Source organism: Kitasatospora sp. NPDC092948 (assembly GCF_044754805.1).
In the GTDB taxonomy this organism is placed as follows: domain Bacteria; phylum Actinomycetota; class Actinomycetes; order Streptomycetales; family Streptomycetaceae; genus Kitasatospora.
Map to the genome: position 1 here is coordinate 665,746 of NZ_JBIVPU010000003.1, position 14,209 is coordinate 679,954.

Annotated in this window: 13 protein-coding genes; 10 read left to right on the top strand and 3 right to left on the bottom strand. The window is 72.3% G+C overall.

Annotation, left to right across the window (positions count from 1 at the left end):
- Positions 1 to 85: 85 nt before the first annotated feature.
- The 6 genes from atpA to ACIQF6_RS12555 all read left to right on the top strand — a co-directional run bounded on the left by atpA (position 86) and on the right by ACIQF6_RS12555 (position 5,939).
- Positions 86 to 1,660, top strand: coding sequence for a F0F1 ATP synthase subunit alpha (gene atpA / locus ACIQF6_RS12530; RefSeq protein WP_400893500.1), 1,575 nt, complete (start codon positions 86 to 88; stop codon positions 1,658 to 1,660).
- Positions 1,661 to 1,692: 32 nt separating this feature from the next.
- Positions 1,693 to 2,607, top strand: a complete 915-nt coding sequence (locus tag ACIQF6_RS12535; RefSeq protein ID WP_400893502.1) for a F0F1 ATP synthase subunit gamma — start codon at positions 1,693 to 1,695, stop codon at positions 2,605 to 2,607.
- A 2-nt stretch (positions 2,608 to 2,609) separates the two neighbouring features.
- Positions 2,610 to 4,055 carry a F0F1 ATP synthase subunit beta gene (atpD, locus tag ACIQF6_RS12540; protein ID WP_400893504.1) on the top strand — a complete coding sequence of 482 codons (1,446 nt, stop codon included), beginning with the start codon at positions 2,610 to 2,612 and terminating at the stop codon, positions 4,053 to 4,055.
- A 220-nt stretch (positions 4,056 to 4,275) separates the two neighbouring features.
- Entirely contained in the window at positions 4,276 to 4,659 is a 384-nt protein-coding gene (locus ACIQF6_RS12545; protein WP_400893506.1) for a F0F1 ATP synthase subunit epsilon, read from the top strand.
- Between the two features lie 126 nt (positions 4,660 to 4,785).
- Positions 4,786 to 5,286: a DUF2550 domain-containing protein gene (locus tag ACIQF6_RS12550; RefSeq protein ID WP_400893508.1), complete on the top strand. Its 501-nt coding sequence runs from the start codon at positions 4,786 to 4,788 to the stop codon at positions 5,284 to 5,286.
- A gap of 80 nt (positions 5,287 to 5,366) precedes the next feature.
- A complete protein-coding gene (locus ACIQF6_RS12555; protein ID WP_400893510.1) occupies positions 5,367 to 5,939 on the top strand; it encodes a cob(I)yrinic acid a,c-diamide adenosyltransferase in 573 nt (190 codons plus the stop codon).
- A 4-nt stretch (positions 5,940 to 5,943) separates the two neighbouring features.
- On the opposite strand, the gene ACIQF6_RS12560 is transcribed toward ACIQF6_RS12555, so the two are convergent.
- The gene (locus ACIQF6_RS12560; protein WP_400893512.1) at positions 5,944 to 6,477 is read right to left on the bottom strand and encodes a hypothetical protein; all 534 of its coding nucleotides are present in this window, start codon (positions 6,475 to 6,477) and stop codon (positions 5,944 to 5,946) included.
- A gap of 123 nt (positions 6,478 to 6,600) precedes the next feature.
- Here ACIQF6_RS12560 and ACIQF6_RS12565 point away from each other — a divergent pair, with 123 nt between their 5' ends.
- The 4 genes from ACIQF6_RS12565 (at position 6,601) to ACIQF6_RS12580 (ending at position 11,685) form a co-directional block, all read left to right on the top strand.
- A complete protein-coding gene (locus ACIQF6_RS12565) occupies positions 6,601 to 7,791 on the top strand; it encodes a sensor histidine kinase (RefSeq protein WP_400893514.1) in 1,191 nt (396 codons plus the stop codon).
- Entirely contained in the window at positions 7,788 to 8,441 is a 654-nt protein-coding gene (locus tag ACIQF6_RS12570) for a response regulator (RefSeq protein ID WP_400893516.1), read from the top strand. Before ACIQF6_RS12565 ends, ACIQF6_RS12570 begins: the two co-directional genes overlap by 4 nt.
- Before the next feature lie 536 nt (positions 8,442 to 8,977).
- Complete coding sequence (locus ACIQF6_RS12575) at positions 8,978 to 9,313, top strand: STAS domain-containing protein (protein ID WP_400893518.1); 336 nt, start codon at positions 8,978 to 8,980, stop codon at positions 9,311 to 9,313.
- A gap of 173 nt (positions 9,314 to 9,486) precedes the next feature.
- Positions 9,487 to 11,685, top strand: a complete 2,199-nt coding sequence (locus tag ACIQF6_RS12580) for an ATP-binding protein (RefSeq protein ID WP_400893520.1) — start codon at positions 9,487 to 9,489, stop codon at positions 11,683 to 11,685.
- Here the strand turns inward: ACIQF6_RS12580 and ACIQF6_RS12585 are convergent.
- Together ACIQF6_RS12585 and ACIQF6_RS12590 are read right to left on the bottom strand one after the other, a co-directional pair.
- Positions 11,682 to 12,872: a nucleotidyl transferase AbiEii/AbiGii toxin family protein gene (locus ACIQF6_RS12585; RefSeq protein ID WP_400893522.1), complete on the bottom strand. Its 1,191-nt coding sequence runs from the start codon at positions 12,870 to 12,872 to the stop codon at positions 11,682 to 11,684. The two genes, ACIQF6_RS12580 and ACIQF6_RS12585, sit on opposite strands and share 4 nt — an antisense overlap.
- Positions 12,873 to 12,881: 9 nt before the next feature.
- Positions 12,882 to 13,526: a hypothetical protein gene (locus ACIQF6_RS12590; protein WP_400893524.1), complete on the bottom strand. Its 645-nt coding sequence runs from the start codon at positions 13,524 to 13,526 to the stop codon at positions 12,882 to 12,884.
- Positions 13,527 to 14,209: the final 683 nt, after the last annotated feature.

A 14,209-nucleotide genomic window follows, 5' to 3' on the forward strand; every position in this document is an offset into this window, starting at 1 on the left:
GTTCACCCGACCCGGCCGAGAGTCGAGCACTTGCGGCCCTCAATGGCGGGCCGAGGATCGCAAACTAGGAGAGCAGGGAAGCCTGATGGCGGAGCTTACGATCCGTCCGGAGGAGATCCGGGACGCGCTGGCCGACTTTGTCCAGTCGTACCAGCCGGACGCCGCTTCTGTGGAAGAGGTCGGCAAGGTCACTGACGCGGCGGACGGCATCGCGCATGTCGAGGGTCTGCCCTCGGTCATGGCGAACGAGCTGCTGAAGTTCGAGGACGGCACGCTCGGCCTCGCGCTGAACCTCGACACCCGCGAGATCGGTGTCGTCGTCCTCGGTGAGTTCGGCGGCATCGAAGAGGGTCAGACCGTGCGCCGCACCGGCGAGGTCCTCTCGGTTCCGGTCGGCGACGGCTACCTCGGCCGTGTCGTGGACCCGCTGGGCAACCCGATCGACGGCCTGGGCGACATCGCCTCCACCGGCCGTCGTGCCCTGGAGCTGCAGGCCCCCGGCGTCATGGCCCGCAAGTCGGTCAAGCAGCCGCTGCAGACCGGCATCAAGGCCATCGACGCGATGACCCCGATCGGCCGCGGCCAGCGCCAGCTGATCATTGGTGACCGCCAGACCGGCAAGACCGCCGTCGCCGTCGACACCATCATCAACCAGCGTGACAACTGGCGTTCGGGCGACCCGGAGAAGCAGGTCCGCTGCATCTACGTCGCCGTGGGCCAGAAGGGCTCCACCATCGCGTCCGTCCGCGGCGCCCTGGAGGAGGCCGGCGCGCTGGAGTACACCACCATCGTGGCTGCTCCCGCCTCCGACCCGGCCGGCTTCAAGTACCTCGCCCCGTACACCGGTTCGGCCATCGGCCAGGAGTGGATGTACGACGGCAAGCACGTCCTCATCGTCTTCGACGACCTGTCGAAGCAGGCCGAGGCCTACCGCTCCGTCTCCCTGCTGCTGCGCCGCCCGCCGGGCCGCGAGGCGTACCCGGGTGACGTCTTCTACCTGCACTCCCGCCTGCTGGAGCGCTGCGCCAAGCTGAACGACGCCCTCGGCGGCGGCTCGATGACCGGTCTGCCGATCATCGAGACCAAGGCCAACGACGTCTCGGCGTACATCCCGACCAACGTCATCTCGATCACCGACGGCCAGTGCTTCCTGGAGTCCGACCTGTTCAACGCCGGCATCCGCCCGGCCGTGAACGTCGGTATCTCGGTCTCCCGCGTCGGTGGCTCCGCCCAGATCAAGGCCATGAAGTCGGTCGCCGGCCGCCTGCGCCTGGACCTGGCCCAGTACCGCGAGCTGGAGGCGTTCGCCGCCTTCGGTTCCGACCTGGACGCGGCCTCCAAGGCCCAGCTGGAGCGCGGTGCGCGCATGGTCGAGCTGCTGAAGCAGGGCCAGTACCAGCCGTTCGCGGTCGAGGACCAGGTCGTCTCGATCTGGGCCGGCACCACCGGCAAGCTGGACGACGTCCCGGTCGCCGAGATCCGCCGCTTCGAGCGTGAGTTCCTGGACCACCTGCGCCTGGAGCACAAGGGCATCCTGACCGGCATCGCCGAGACCCAGAAGCTCGAGGACGGCACCATCGACGCGCTGACTGCGGCGATCACCTCGTTCAAGCAGGGTTACACCACGGCGGACGGCAAGCTGCTCTCCGAGCAGGCCTGAGTCCGGTAGCGAGGGAAAGGACGTAACGACCCATGGGAGCACAGCTTCGGGTCTACAAGCGCCGCATCCGCTCCGTCACCGCGACGAAGAAGATCACCAAGGCGATGGAGATGATCTCCGCGTCGCGCATCGTCAAGGCGCAGCGCGCGGTGGCCGCCTCCACTCCGTACGCCGATGAGCTCACCCGTGCGGTGACCGCGGTGGCCACCCGGTCCAACGCGAAGCACCCGCTGACCACCGAGAACCCGAACGCCTCGCGCGCCGCGGTGCTGCTGATCACGGCAGACCGCGGTCTGGCGGGCGGCTACTCGACCAACGCCATCAAGCAGTCGCTGGCGCTCGCCGCCCGCCTCCGCGAAGAGGGCAAGGAAGTGGTCACGTACATCGTCGGCCGCAAGGGCGTCGGGTACTACGGGTTCCGCAACCTGGAGGTTGCGAACTCGTGGACGGGCTTCTCGGACAAGCCGACCTACGGGGACGCGAAGGTCGTCGCGGCGGACCTCATCGAGGCCTTCACCGCGGAGACCGGTGGCGTGGACGAGCTGCACCTGGTGTCGACCGAGTTCGTGTCGATGCTGACGCAGACCGCCGTGGACGCCCGACTGCTGCCGCTGAAGCTCGACGAGGTCGAGCTCAGCGACAAGTCGCCGGCGAAGAACGAGATCTTCCCGCTGTACGACTTCGAGCCGTCGGCGGAAGGCGTCCTCGACGCACTGCTGCCGCGGTACGTCGAGAGCCGGATCTACAACGCGCTGCTTCAGTCGGCCGCCTCCGAGCACGCCGCCCGCCGCCGCGCGATGAAGAGCGCGACGGACAACGCCGGCGAGCTCATCAAGTCGCTCACGCGGCTTGCCAACTCGGCCCGTCAGGCCGAGATCACCCAGGAAATCAGCGAGATCGTCGGCGGTGCCAACGCCCTCGCCGACGCTAGCCGCGGGAGCGAATGAGTATGACCACCACTGTTGAGCCGACCACGGCGACGGGCCGCGTCGCGCGGGTCATCGGCCCGGTCGTCGACGTGGAGTTCCCCGTCGACGCCATTCCGGACATGTTCAACGCCCTGCACGTCGAGGTGGACAACCCCGACGGCTCGGGCAAGAAGACCCTGACCCTCGAGGTCGCCCAGCACCTCGGCGACGGCCTGGTCCGCGGCATCTCGATGCAGCCGACCGACGGCCTGGTCCGTGGTTCGCAGGTCACCGACACCGGTGCGGCGATCTCCGTCCCGGTCGGCCAGATCACCAAGGGCAAGGTCTTCAACGCCCTCGGTGAGGTGCTGAACGTCGACAAGGCCGAGTTCGAGGCCTCCGTCGAGGTCAAGTGGCCGATCCACCGCAAGGCGCCGAACTTCTCCGAGCTCGAGTCGAAGACCGAGATGTTCGAGACCGGCATCAAGGTCATCGACCTGCTCACCCCGTACGTCCAGGGTGGCAAGATCGGTCTGTTCGGTGGTGCCGGTGTCGGCAAGACCGTTCTGATCCAGGAGATGATCTACCGCGTCGCCGAGAACTTCGGTGGTGTGTCGGTGTTCGCCGGTGTCGGTGAGCGCACCCGTGAGGGCAACGACCTCATCGACGAGATGGTCGACTCGGGCGTTCTGGACAAGACCGCGCTGGTCTTCGGCCAGATGGACGAGCCGCCGGGCACCCGCCTGCGCGTCGCGCTCTCCGCGCTGACCATGGCGGAGTACTTCCGTGACGTCGAGAAGCAGGACGTGCTCCTCTTCATCGACAACATCTTCCGGTTCACCCAGGCCGGTTCCGAGGTGTCGACCCTGCTCGGCCGTATGCCCTCCGCGGTGGGCTACCAGCCGAACCTGGCCGACGAGATGGGCCTCCTGCAGGAGCGCATCACCTCGACCCGCGGTCACTCGATCACCTCGATGCAGGCGATCTACGTCCCCGCGGACGACCTGACCGACCCGGCGCCGGCCACCACCTTCGCCCACCTGGACGCGACCACCGTTCTGTCGCGCCCGATCTCGGAGAAGGGCATCTACCCGGCCGTCGACCCGCTGGACTCCACGTCCCGCATCCTCGACCCGCGGTACATCGCGCAGACCCACTACGACACGGCCATCCGTATCAAGGGGATCCTGCAGAAGTACAAGGACCTGCAGGACATCATCGCGATCCTCGGTATCGACGAGCTGTCCGAGGAAGACAAGATCACGGTGCAGCGTGCCCGCCGCATCGAGCGCTTCCTCTCGCAGAACACCTACGTGGCGAAGCAGTTCACCGGTGTCGAGGGCTCGACCGTTCCGCTGTCGGAGACCATTGAGGCCTTCAACGCGATCGCGGACGGCAAGTACGACCACGTCCCGGAGCAGGCCTTCTTCATGTGCGGTGGCATCGACGACCTCGAGCGCAACGCCGCCGAGCTGCTGAAGAAGTAATCGCAGACCGGTCGCACAGCAGACCCAACCGTTGAGGGGTGGTTCCCGGCTCTCGTCGGGGGCCACCCCTCAACGCTGGATCCTGCTGTGATCCCGGTCATTTACCCGCCCTTGGTTTCGTTCCGGGGGCGCGTGACCGTTATTCTTACCGAAACTGCCGAGATCTCAGCCGCCCGTTCGCCCGGGTGGCCGAGGCCCGGCAAGAGCCAAGGAGCCCACGTTGGCTGAGCTGCACGTCGAGCTGGTCGCAGCCGACCGCAAGGTGTGGTCCGGTGCGGCCACCATCGTTGTTGCCCGTACGGCCTCCGGCGACACCGGCATCATGCCGGGTCACACCCCGGTGCTGAGCGTGCTGGAGACCGGCCCGGTCACCATCCGCACCGTCTCCGAGGGCACCATCGTCGCCGCGGTGCACGGTGGCTTCATCTCGTTCGCCGACAACAAGCTGTCGATCCTCGCCGAGATCGCCGAGCTGGCCGACGAGATCGATGTCGCCCGTGCCGAGCGCGCGCTGGAGAACGCCAAGGCCGACGCCGACTCGCACGCCGAGCGTCGCGCCGAGGTCCGACTGGTTGCCGCCGGCGGCCTGAAGACGCACCACTGAGCCTGGTCTCGGCGACGGTCCCGGGGACGCCTGGAGCGTGTCCTCGGGACTGTCGCATCAGTTGGTAGGAATGGGCGGCCGTGTCGGCCGCCAACGGGGATGAAGGCAGCGAGGAGGTAGGTGAGCGTGGTCCTCGCCCTTGTGGTGTGCGCGTCGGTAGTGGTCCTCGCCATCGCGGGCCTGGTCGGCTTCGCGGTACGCCGCCGCCTCATTCAGCGGGTGGGCGGCACCTTCGACTGCTCCTACCGTTTGAAAATGCCGGCGGACGCCTCCACGCAGCCGGATCTCGACGAGAACGGCCAACCCACCTCGGCCCCGGTCCCACAGACCGACGGCAAGGGGTGGGTTTTTGGTATCGGCCGGTACAGCGGCGACTCCATCGAATGGTTCCGGGTGTTCTCCTACGCGCCCCGGCCGCGACGGGTCCTGCCGCGCACCGAGATCGAGGTGCTGGGCCGCCGCTACCCGCAGGGGCAGGAGGAACTCGCCCTGCTCTCCGGCTCGGTGGTGCTGCGCTGCCTGCACCGGGGCTCGCCGCTGGAGCTCGCGATGAGCGACGACGCGCTGACCGGTTTCCTGGCCTGGCTGGAGGCCGCCCCGCCCGGGCAGAGGGTCAACGTCGCGTAGCGACGGGATCCTGAGCCGTCGTCAGGGAGCGTGACGCGGCTCGCGTCCACCGTTCGGGACGTGCGCGCTAGGCTGCGGGCATGGTGAACCTGACGCGTATCTACACCCGCACCGGGGACGACGGCACGACCGCCCTCGGCGACATGAGCCGGACCACCAAGACCGACCCGCGGCTGATCGCGTACGCCGACACCAACGAGGCCAACGCGGCGATCGGCGTGGCGCTGGCCGCCGGGGCGCTGGACGGCGAACTGGTGACGGTGCTGACCCGGATCCAGAACGACCTGTTCGACGTGGGCGCGGACCTGGCGACGCCGATCGTCGAGGACCCCAAGTACCCGCCGCTGCGGGTCGAGCAGTCCTACATCGACCGGCTGGAGGGCGACTGCGACCGGTTCCTGGAGGAGCTGGAGAAGCTGCGCAGCTTCATCCTGCCCGGTGGCACCCCGGGCGCCGCGTACCTGCACCTGGCGTGCACCGTGGTGCGGCGGGCCGAGCGGGCCACCTGGGCGGCGATCGACGTGCACGGGGACAGCGTCAACCCGCTGACCGCGAAGTACCTGAACCGGCTGTCCGACCTGCTGTTCATCCTGGCCCGCACCGCGAACAAGGAGCGCGGCGACGTGCTCTGGGTGCCCGGCGGGGACCGCTGACGCCCTACGGCTTCTCCCGCTTGGGGAAGACCGTGTAGCTGGCGGCGACGACCAGGTTGACACCGACCACCAGCGCCATCCGCGGGTACCAGGAATCCAGCGCCGCGGTGCGCGCGGCGTCGCCGACCAGCCACTGGACGGCGGCGACCAGCGCCACCGTGACGGCCGAGGCCAGCAGCGTCAGCAGGAATATGCCCCACTCGTAACGGGCCCGCGGCGCGCCGTACTTGGGCGCGCCGGGGGGCTTGGGGCCGCCGGCCAGCCGGTGCGCGGCGTGGGCGTCGGCCCAGCGGACCAGGCGGTGGCCGTAGGCGGCCGAGAAGCCGACGTAGGCGGCGGCCAGGCCGTGCGTCCAGTCGGCGGTGGCGCCGCCGCGCAGGTCGGCGACGGTCGCGCCGAGGATCACCAGATCGATCACCGGAAGCAGCGCCAGCAGCACCAGGCCGGCCCGGCGCCGGTGCAGCACGTAGCGGGCCAGCAGCCCCGCCGCCAGCACCACCCAGAAGCCGACCTCGCCGGCCACGATCAGGGAAACCATGCTTCGATCCTCCTCGCGCACCGGCGCGTCGTCATCGTCCGGCCAGTGGACCGGCGGGTCAGACGTTCGTCGGACGGCGGGTCGTCCGATCGGTCGTTCCGGCGGGGTGGGAGGAGTGCTGGGATGGGTCGGGTGAGACTCTCCGAGCGCATGCAGGACCTGGCCATCGCGGTGGCCGGGCTGCTCGGCGGCCTGCTGCTGATCGCGGTCGGCGCGTACGACCGGCGGCCCGAGCTGTCGGCATGGGTGTCGGTGCTGCCGCTGGCGGCGATGGCCGGGCTGACGCTGCTGCGGCGCCGGCGCACCGTGCTGACGGTCAGCGTCGGCGGGGTGGTGCTCGGCGCCGGCCTGTACCTCGGCTCGGTGCTGGCGACGCCGCTGCTGTACACCGACCTGCTGTACGCGGCCGTGCTGTACGGCCCGCCGCGGATGAGCAAGGTGCTGTCGCTGACGGGCGTGGCGACCACCCTGGTGCTGTCCGGCCTGTCCTGGCGCTACCTGTCGCTCTCCGAGGCGCTGCTGGTCGCCGTGTTCTGCGGGCTGGTCTTCCTCTCCCCGGTGTGGACGGCCGACCTGCTGCGCCGGCACCGGGACGTCGCCGAGACGGAGCGGCTGCGCGCCGGGCAGACCGCGCTGCTCGCCGAGCTGGACCGGCGCGGCGCGGTGGTCGCCGAACGGTCCCGGATGGCCCGCGAACTGCACGACGTGATCGCCAACCACCTGTCGGCGATCGCCATCCACGCCACCGGCGCGCAGGCGGTGGCGCGCCGTCAGGAGCGGGCGGCGGACGAGCCGTTGGTGGAGGCGCTCGCGGTGATCCGGGAGAACAGCGTGCAGGGCCTCGCCGAGATGCGTCGGATGATCGGCCTGCTGCGCGAGGTCGTCCCCGAAGAGCCTTACGCCGCACCGCGGTTGGCGGCGGTGGACGTGCTGCTGGAGCAGGCCGGGGCGGCCGGGCGGGCGGCCGGGCTGCGGTTCGAGGCGGAGCAGCAGGGCGAGCCGGGCGAGCTGCCCGCGCCGGTCGAGCTGGCCGCGTACCGGATCGTCCAGGAGTCGCTGACCAACGCCGTGAAGCATGCCGCGCCGGGCCCGGTGCGGCTGTGCATCCGTTACGGGGAGCGGGAGTTGGAGATCACCGTGGAGTCCCCCTACCGGGAGGGCGAGGGCCGGGCGGTGCCTGGGGCGAAGGCCGGGCTGGTCGGCATGGGGGAGCGGGCCCAGCTGCTCGGCGGCGAGTTCGGGGCCGGGCCGCGCGGGCAGACGTGGCGGGTCCGGGCGGTGCTGCCGCGGACGGCGAGCGGGGAGCGGGAATGATCCGGGTACTGGTGGCGGAGGACCAGGCGGCCGTCCGGGCCGCGCTGGTGATGATCCTGCGGGCCGAGGACGACCTGCAGGTGGTCGGCGAGGCCGCCGACGGCGAACAGGCCGTGCGGATGGCCCTGGAACTGCGGCCCGACGTCGTCCTGATGGACGTCCAGATGCCCCGGCTCGACGGCGTCGCCGCGACCCGCCGGGTGGTGGAGGCCGGGGCGGCGCAGGTGCTGGTGCTCACCACCTTCGACCTGGACGAGTACGTGTGGGGCGCGCTGCGGGCCGGCGCCGCCGGCTTCCTGCTCAAGGACCTGGAGGCGGACACCCTGGTCGAGGGCATCCGCACGGTCGCCCGCGGCGACGGCATGCTCGCGCCGTCCGTCACCCGGCGGCTGATCGCCTCGTTCGCCCGGCCCGCGGCGCCGGCGGTGGAGCCGGCCGCGCTGAACGGGCTGACGCCCAAGGAGCGCGAGGTGTTCGGCTGTCTCGGGGCGGGCCTGTCCAACGCGGAGATCGCACAGCGGCTCGGGACGGCGGAGGCCACCACCAAGACGCACGTCACCCGGATCCTCGCGAAGCTCGGGCTGCGCAGCCGGGTGCAGGCGGCGATCCTCGCGCAGGAGTGGGGAGTGGCCGTTCCCGGCGAGCGGTGAGGGTCCGTTCGACGGGGGAGGGACGACAGCGCCTTTCGGGGGAGCGGTGAGGCACCCGTCGGGGAGGGGCGCAGATCACACCCGTTCCGGTGCAGATCACACTGCCGGAACGCACCACGGAGCGCGTGCTCCTACTAGAGTCCGGCGCAGAGCGATGTGGCTCCCCGTCGGGCGGTCGGTGCTGCCCCGGTACGGGCGGGCCGTCGGCGTGCCCCCGGGAGGACCAGATGACCGCACGATGAAGCCCGCGCACCCTCCGGGTGAGTTTGCTCACGGAGCACCCCGCAGACGGGTGATTTGGGCGGTAATCGAGCGTAGGTACCAGGCGTACCTGCGTATATTCCCTCGGACGGGTGAAGTTGAGGGACAGTCCGCCGGGTGACAGCAACCTGCGGAACTGGTTGACCGTCAGATTCAGGAAAGGGTCGGTGCACAACCGGCCCCGAACATGGCGCGGTCGGTCCCTGGGGTACGGGACGGGCGGCAGGCGCAGCGCGGCGGACGGACAACGGCACACGGCCGAGGAGGAGGACAACGTGCGCATCACCGGCGACCACACCGGACTGGCCATCGAAGGGCGGCTCGATGTGCGCAGCGCCGCCGACGCCAGGGCGCTGCTGCACGCCGCGGTCGACGGCGGCGAGGGCGACCTCGTCCTGGACCTCGGCCGGCTCGAATCCTGGGACGCGACCGGACTCGGCGTCATCATGGGCACCCACCGCCGCGCCGGACGGGTCGGGCGGCGACTGGTCCTGCGGGACGTGCCGGTGCAGCTCCAGCGGCTGCTGGTGGCGACCCGCCTGCACCGGATCCTGGCGGTCGAGGGGGCGGTCCAGGACCCGGTGGGGACGACGCTCCCGGCGCTCGGCTGAGCACCGCCAGGGGCGCGTGGGGGCACCTCCCGGCCCGTCGGGGCCGGGGGAGATCCGCGGGACCGGCGCACGTCGTGTCCGCGGCCTTCTCCCTGAACTACCCGGTGTGTTGACCCGGTTCGGTCATGTGGGAAAGTCTCCGGTCAGGTGTCCGAGTGGCGGGGAGCAGTGACGTGGGACAGCCGAGTGGGATACGCCCCCGGAGTGGTGAGCTGGTCAGCGGTGAGCGGCTGGTGGTGGTCGGCGGTCCGGAAGGGTCGGAGGCGCGGCACTGCCCGGACGAGTGGCTGCCGCAGCCGCGGCGGATCCGCGGGCTGGTGCAGGCGCGGCCGGAGTTGGGGACGACGGTCGCGGTCGGGCCGCTCGCACTGGGGGCCGGACCGGGGGACCTGCCGCTGCTGGACCGTGACGGCGACATCGCGCTGGTGCTCGGGCAGCTCCGCGAGGGCCGTTCGGTGCGGCTGGTCGGACAGGCCGGTTCGGGCCGCTCCGCGCTGCTCGCCGCGGTCGCCGAGGCGGCGGGGGAGTTGGCGCCGGACGGCGTGGTGCGGCTGAGCGGCTACCGCCGGACGTCCGCCGATCTGCTGCAGGAGCTGTTCGCGGCGACCCACCACGCGCCGGACTTCCGGCCCGACCGGGAGCAGGTGGTCGAACTGCTGGGCGGGGTGGCCGCGGTGGTGGTGATCGACGACGTGGAGCCGTCCGGCGAGGCGCTGGAGGAGCTGCTGGCGACGGCCCCCGAGTGCGCGTTCCTGATCAGCACCGCGCCGGACGCGCCGCCGGGCCAGCCCGGTTCGCGGCTGCGGGAGCACCTGGTGGCAGGCCTGTCCCGGCCGGCGTGCCTCACGCTCGCGGCGCGACTGGCGGGCCGTCAGCTGGACGAGGTCGAGCGGGCCTGGGCGGTGGACCTGTGGTTCGAGTCCGAGGGCCTGCCGCTGCGCTTCGTCCGGGCGGCGGCGCTGCTGCGCCAGCGGGACGTCGCGGTGGACGCGCTGGTCGCCGCGCAGGAGGACCGGCGGTCCGTCTTCGGCTTCGCGCAGGAGTACGAACTCCCCGGCGACCCGGCCGAGTTGGAGGCCGAGCTGCGGGCCGGGGTGCCGCTGCCGTCGGTCGGCGAGAGCGCTGCGCCGGCCCGAATGCTGGTGCAGGGGCTGAGCGAACCGGCCCGGCGGGTGCTGCGGCTGGCGCTGGCGCTGAACGGGGAGTGCCCGACCGCGCCGCACCTGCCCGCGCTGATCGACGTCGGCCTCGGCGAGAGCGCGCTGCAGGAGCTGGTGGACCACGGCCTGGCGGTGTCGGTGGGCGGCCACCACCGGCTCACCGAGGGCGTGCTCGCCGCGCTGCTGCCCGAACTGGAGTCCGACGGACAGGGGCAGCCCGCCCCGTTCGCCCCGGGCGGGGTCGCGCACGGGGCGGCCGAGCACCTGTCCTGGTGGGTCGGGCACGCGTCGGTGACCACCCGCCAGGTGGCGGCCGAGGCCGAGGTGATCCTCGCGGTGCTGCTCGCCGAGCGGAACGCCGACCGCCCCGAGCAGGTGCTGCTGCTGGCCCGGGCCGCCGCGCCCGCGCTCGCCCTGTCACTGCGCTGGGGCGCCTGGGAGCGGGCCCTGCAACTCGGCCTGGAAGCCGCCCGGATGCTCGGCGCGACCGCCGAACAGGCCTGGTTCCACCACGAGTTGGGCGTGTACGCGCTGTGCGTCGGCAGCGCGCAGCGGGCCGTCGGCGAACTGGAGGCAGCACTCGCGCTGCGGGCCGCCGCCAGTGACCAGCGCGGTGCCACGGTGGCCCGGCGGATGCTCGACATGATCCGGCTGGAGGAGACCGCGGCGCTCGCCGCCGGGGCCGACGACAGCCAGCCCGTCCGCGGACGGCGCACCATCCGGGCGATCGCCCAGGTGCCGGCCCGACTGCGCAAGCGGGCGCCCGCCGGGGCCCGGAAGACGGTGCTGGCGGCGAGCGCCGCTGTGATGGCGCTCGGTGTGCTCGGCACCGCGATCGGCGTGGCCGTCAGCAACGAGGACACCCCCGCGGGCAAGCAGCCCGGCACCTCCGCGGACGACATCACCCCGGCGCCGGACGCCACCACCAGCCCCCGGCCCAGCAGCAGCCCGCAGGCGTCGGCGAGCGACAGCGCGACGCCGTCCCAGAGCCCGACGGAGACGGCCGAGGACAGCCCGTCCGCCACCCACCGGCCGAGCAGCAGCCCGAGCAGCACGAAGCCGAGTGCTTCCAAGTCGTCGACCACGCCGTCGAGTTCGGCCCCTCAGCCCGGCAAGTCGTCCAGTCAGCCGGCCGGCTCCCCGTCGCCCAGCCCCTCCCTGAGTGCCACGCAGTCGAGCAGCCCGTCCCCGTCGGACAGCCCGACGGGTTAGGACCGGAGCCAGGCCTCGATGGTCTCCGGGGTCAGGTGCCCGCTCGCGACCTGGTCGGTGTACCAGGACCAGGCCGGGCAGGTGAGCATGGCCGCGCCGAGGTGTTCGGGGGCGGCCGGGCCGAGGGCTTCGGCGGTGAGACGGTAGGCGTGCTGGAGCGGGGCCTGGTGGGCGACCAGCCAGGACTGGGTGGCGGCGAAGCCCTCCTCGGCGTGCAGGCGGCGCAGGTGCGCGAGCCAGCCCTCGCGCCACCAGGCGGCGCGTTCGGCGTCGGGGACTTCGGCGAAGGTCGGGGCGAGGGCGTCGGCCAGGCGGCGGGCGTGGTCGGCCTCGTCGCCGGCCAGTTGCGGGTACTCGGTGGCGAAGCCCTGCCAGTCGGTGTCGAAGGGCAGGCTGTCCGGGCCGACCGGCTCCGTCGCGTAGCCCCCGTCGCCGGCGACGAACACGTCCCGCAGCACCTGGTAGCGCAGCCGGGTGGAGCCGGCCAGCAGGGCGGCGTCGTACAGGTCCTTGCCCTGCGGGTAGAAGTCGGTGACGAGCCACAGGAGCTTCCAGGCGAGCGACAGTTCGCGCCCGGCGACGTTCAGCACCGCGCCGGGGGCGACCTCCAACGGCTCGGCGGGGACGGGCAGTTCCTCGTTGAAGACGAAGTCCAGCTGCACCGTGCCGCCGGGCAGGCCGTCGGCCTCCCAGCCGAGCATCAGCCGGCGGCCGGGGGCGCGCTCGTACGTCCAGATGTCCTCGGTGACGACCCGGCCGGGCAGGAAGCGGACCGGGCCGGCGGTGGCGCAGACGGCGCGGACGAGGTCGTGGAACAGGTCGTCGGTGCGCGGGTCGTCGAGCATCCGGTCGACAGGGGTGACGACGAAGTCCAGGTCGCCCGGTTCGCGGGCGGCGTCGCCGAACCAGGCCTTCAGCACCACGGAGCCGCGCAGCACCAGGTGGTCGACCCAGCCGGAGTCGGCGACGGCGGTCAGGACGGTGTCCATCGCGCTGCGGCGGGCCGCGAACCAGGCGGCGGAGAGGCCGGGGTCGGTGAAGCGTGGCTCGCCGGCCCGGAAGGCGTGGTCGAACTGCTTCAGGGCCGGGTCGAAGATCTCGGGCTGGTCGGCCCGCGGGTCGTCGATCGGCTGGAACGTGCGAGGACGGTCGCGGTGGTCCTGCGGCAGCAGGCGGTGGTCGGGCACGGTGGCTCCTCAGGTGGTCGGGGCGTCGTCGAGCCAGCCGGAGTCCAGCGCGAGGGCCGAGTCGTGGACCACGTACTCGCGGGTGACCTTCAGCGGCGGGAAGCCGGCGGCGGTCAGCGCGGCGGTGAGGCGGTCGAGCCGGGCGCCGGCGCCGGCCAGGCCGAGACGGTGGCAGCGCTGGGTGACGAAGTACTGGCGGTGGCCGTCGGGTTCGGTGCGGCGGGCGTTCCAGGAGACGTGGGCGTGGTGGCCGTCGGCGGCCCGGGCCAGCGCGTCACGGGGGACGCCGGGGGCCAGTCGGACCTTCACGTGGTGTTCGAAGTAGCAGGCGGCGTCGGCCTGTTCGGCCTCCGCGTCGGTGCCGGGGACGCCCGGCGTCCAGGGCGCGGCCTCGATCTTCACCCGGACCGGGGTGAACCCGGCGGCCCGCAGCCGGGCCGCCTCGGTGGCGGCGCGGCGGTGCTGGGCGGCCAGCGTGCCGTCGCTCTGCCAGGACAGCATCGGCTGCGAGGGGTGCCGGCCCCGGGCCAGCAGGATGTGGGTGAACTCCAGGCCGCGCGCCGCCGCCCACTCGGCCAGCGCGTCGATCTCGGCCGGGGCCAGGGTGAGATGGGTCTCGTACCGGCCGACCGGTTCAGCGCTTCGAACGGGCATACGGCGAGTGTGGCAGCGGGGCGCAGGTGGCAGCCAACCGATTTCGCCGCCGCGGGTTCGGCGCCGCGGGCTCGCCGCCGCGGGGGAGGCGGGGCGGCCCTGGTTCGGCGCTGCCGGGTAGGTCGTTGCCGGGTCGGGACGGGCCCGGCCTCCGCTGTCGAGGGCTCGGTGCTGCCGGGGGGACTGAACGGCCCTGGCTCGTGCTGCTGGGGTCAGTGCGGCCCTGGCCGGTCGTTGCCGGGTTGGGATGGGCTCAGCCTCCGCTGTCGCGGGCTCACCGTAGCCGGGGAGGCGAAACGGCCCTGGCTCGTTGCTGTCAGGCCGGAACCGGCTCGGCCTTCCGCTGACGGCGGGCTCGGCGCCGCGGGGGAGGCGGGGCGGTCCTGGCTCGGCGCTGCCTGGCCGGTCGTTGCCGGGTCGGGACGGGCTCGGCCTCCGCTGTCGCGGGCTCACCGTAGCCGGGGGGACTGAACGGCCCTGGCTCGTTGCTGTCAGGCCGGAACCGGCTCGGCCTTCCGCTGCCGGCGGGCTCGGTGCCGCCGGGGGAACTGAACGGCCCGGGCTCGTTGCTGCCGGGGGCAGGACGGTCCTGGTCTGTCGTTGCCGGGCCGGGGCGGGCTCGGCCTTCCGCTGTCGGCGGGCTCGGCGCCGCCGGGGCACCCCCGGCCTGTCGCTGTCCGGGC

Coding starts and splice junctions, on each gene's coding strand:
- atpA (WP_400893500.1), top strand. CDS start 86: ATGGCGGAGCTTACGATCCGTCCGGAGGAGATCCGGGACGCGCTGGCC.
- ACIQF6_RS12535 (WP_400893502.1), top strand. CDS start 1,693: ATGGGAGCACAGCTTCGGGTCTACAAGCGCCGCATCCGCTCCGTCACC.
- atpD (WP_400893504.1), top strand. CDS start 2,610: ATGACCACCACTGTTGAGCCGACCACGGCGACGGGCCGCGTCGCGCGG.
- ACIQF6_RS12555 (WP_400893510.1), top strand. CDS start 5,367: ATGGTGAACCTGACGCGTATCTACACCCGCACCGGGGACGACGGCACG.
- ACIQF6_RS12560 (WP_400893512.1), bottom strand. CDS start 6,477: ATGGTTTCCCTGATCGTGGCCGGCGAGGTCGGCTTCTGGGTGGTGCTG.
- ACIQF6_RS12565 (WP_400893514.1), top strand. CDS start 6,601: ATGGGTCGGGTGAGACTCTCCGAGCGCATGCAGGACCTGGCCATCGCG.
- ACIQF6_RS12570 (WP_400893516.1), top strand. CDS start 7,788: ATGATCCGGGTACTGGTGGCGGAGGACCAGGCGGCCGTCCGGGCCGCG.
- ACIQF6_RS12590 (WP_400893524.1), bottom strand. CDS start 13,526: ATGCCCGTTCGAAGCGCTGAACCGGTCGGCCGGTACGAGACCCATCTC.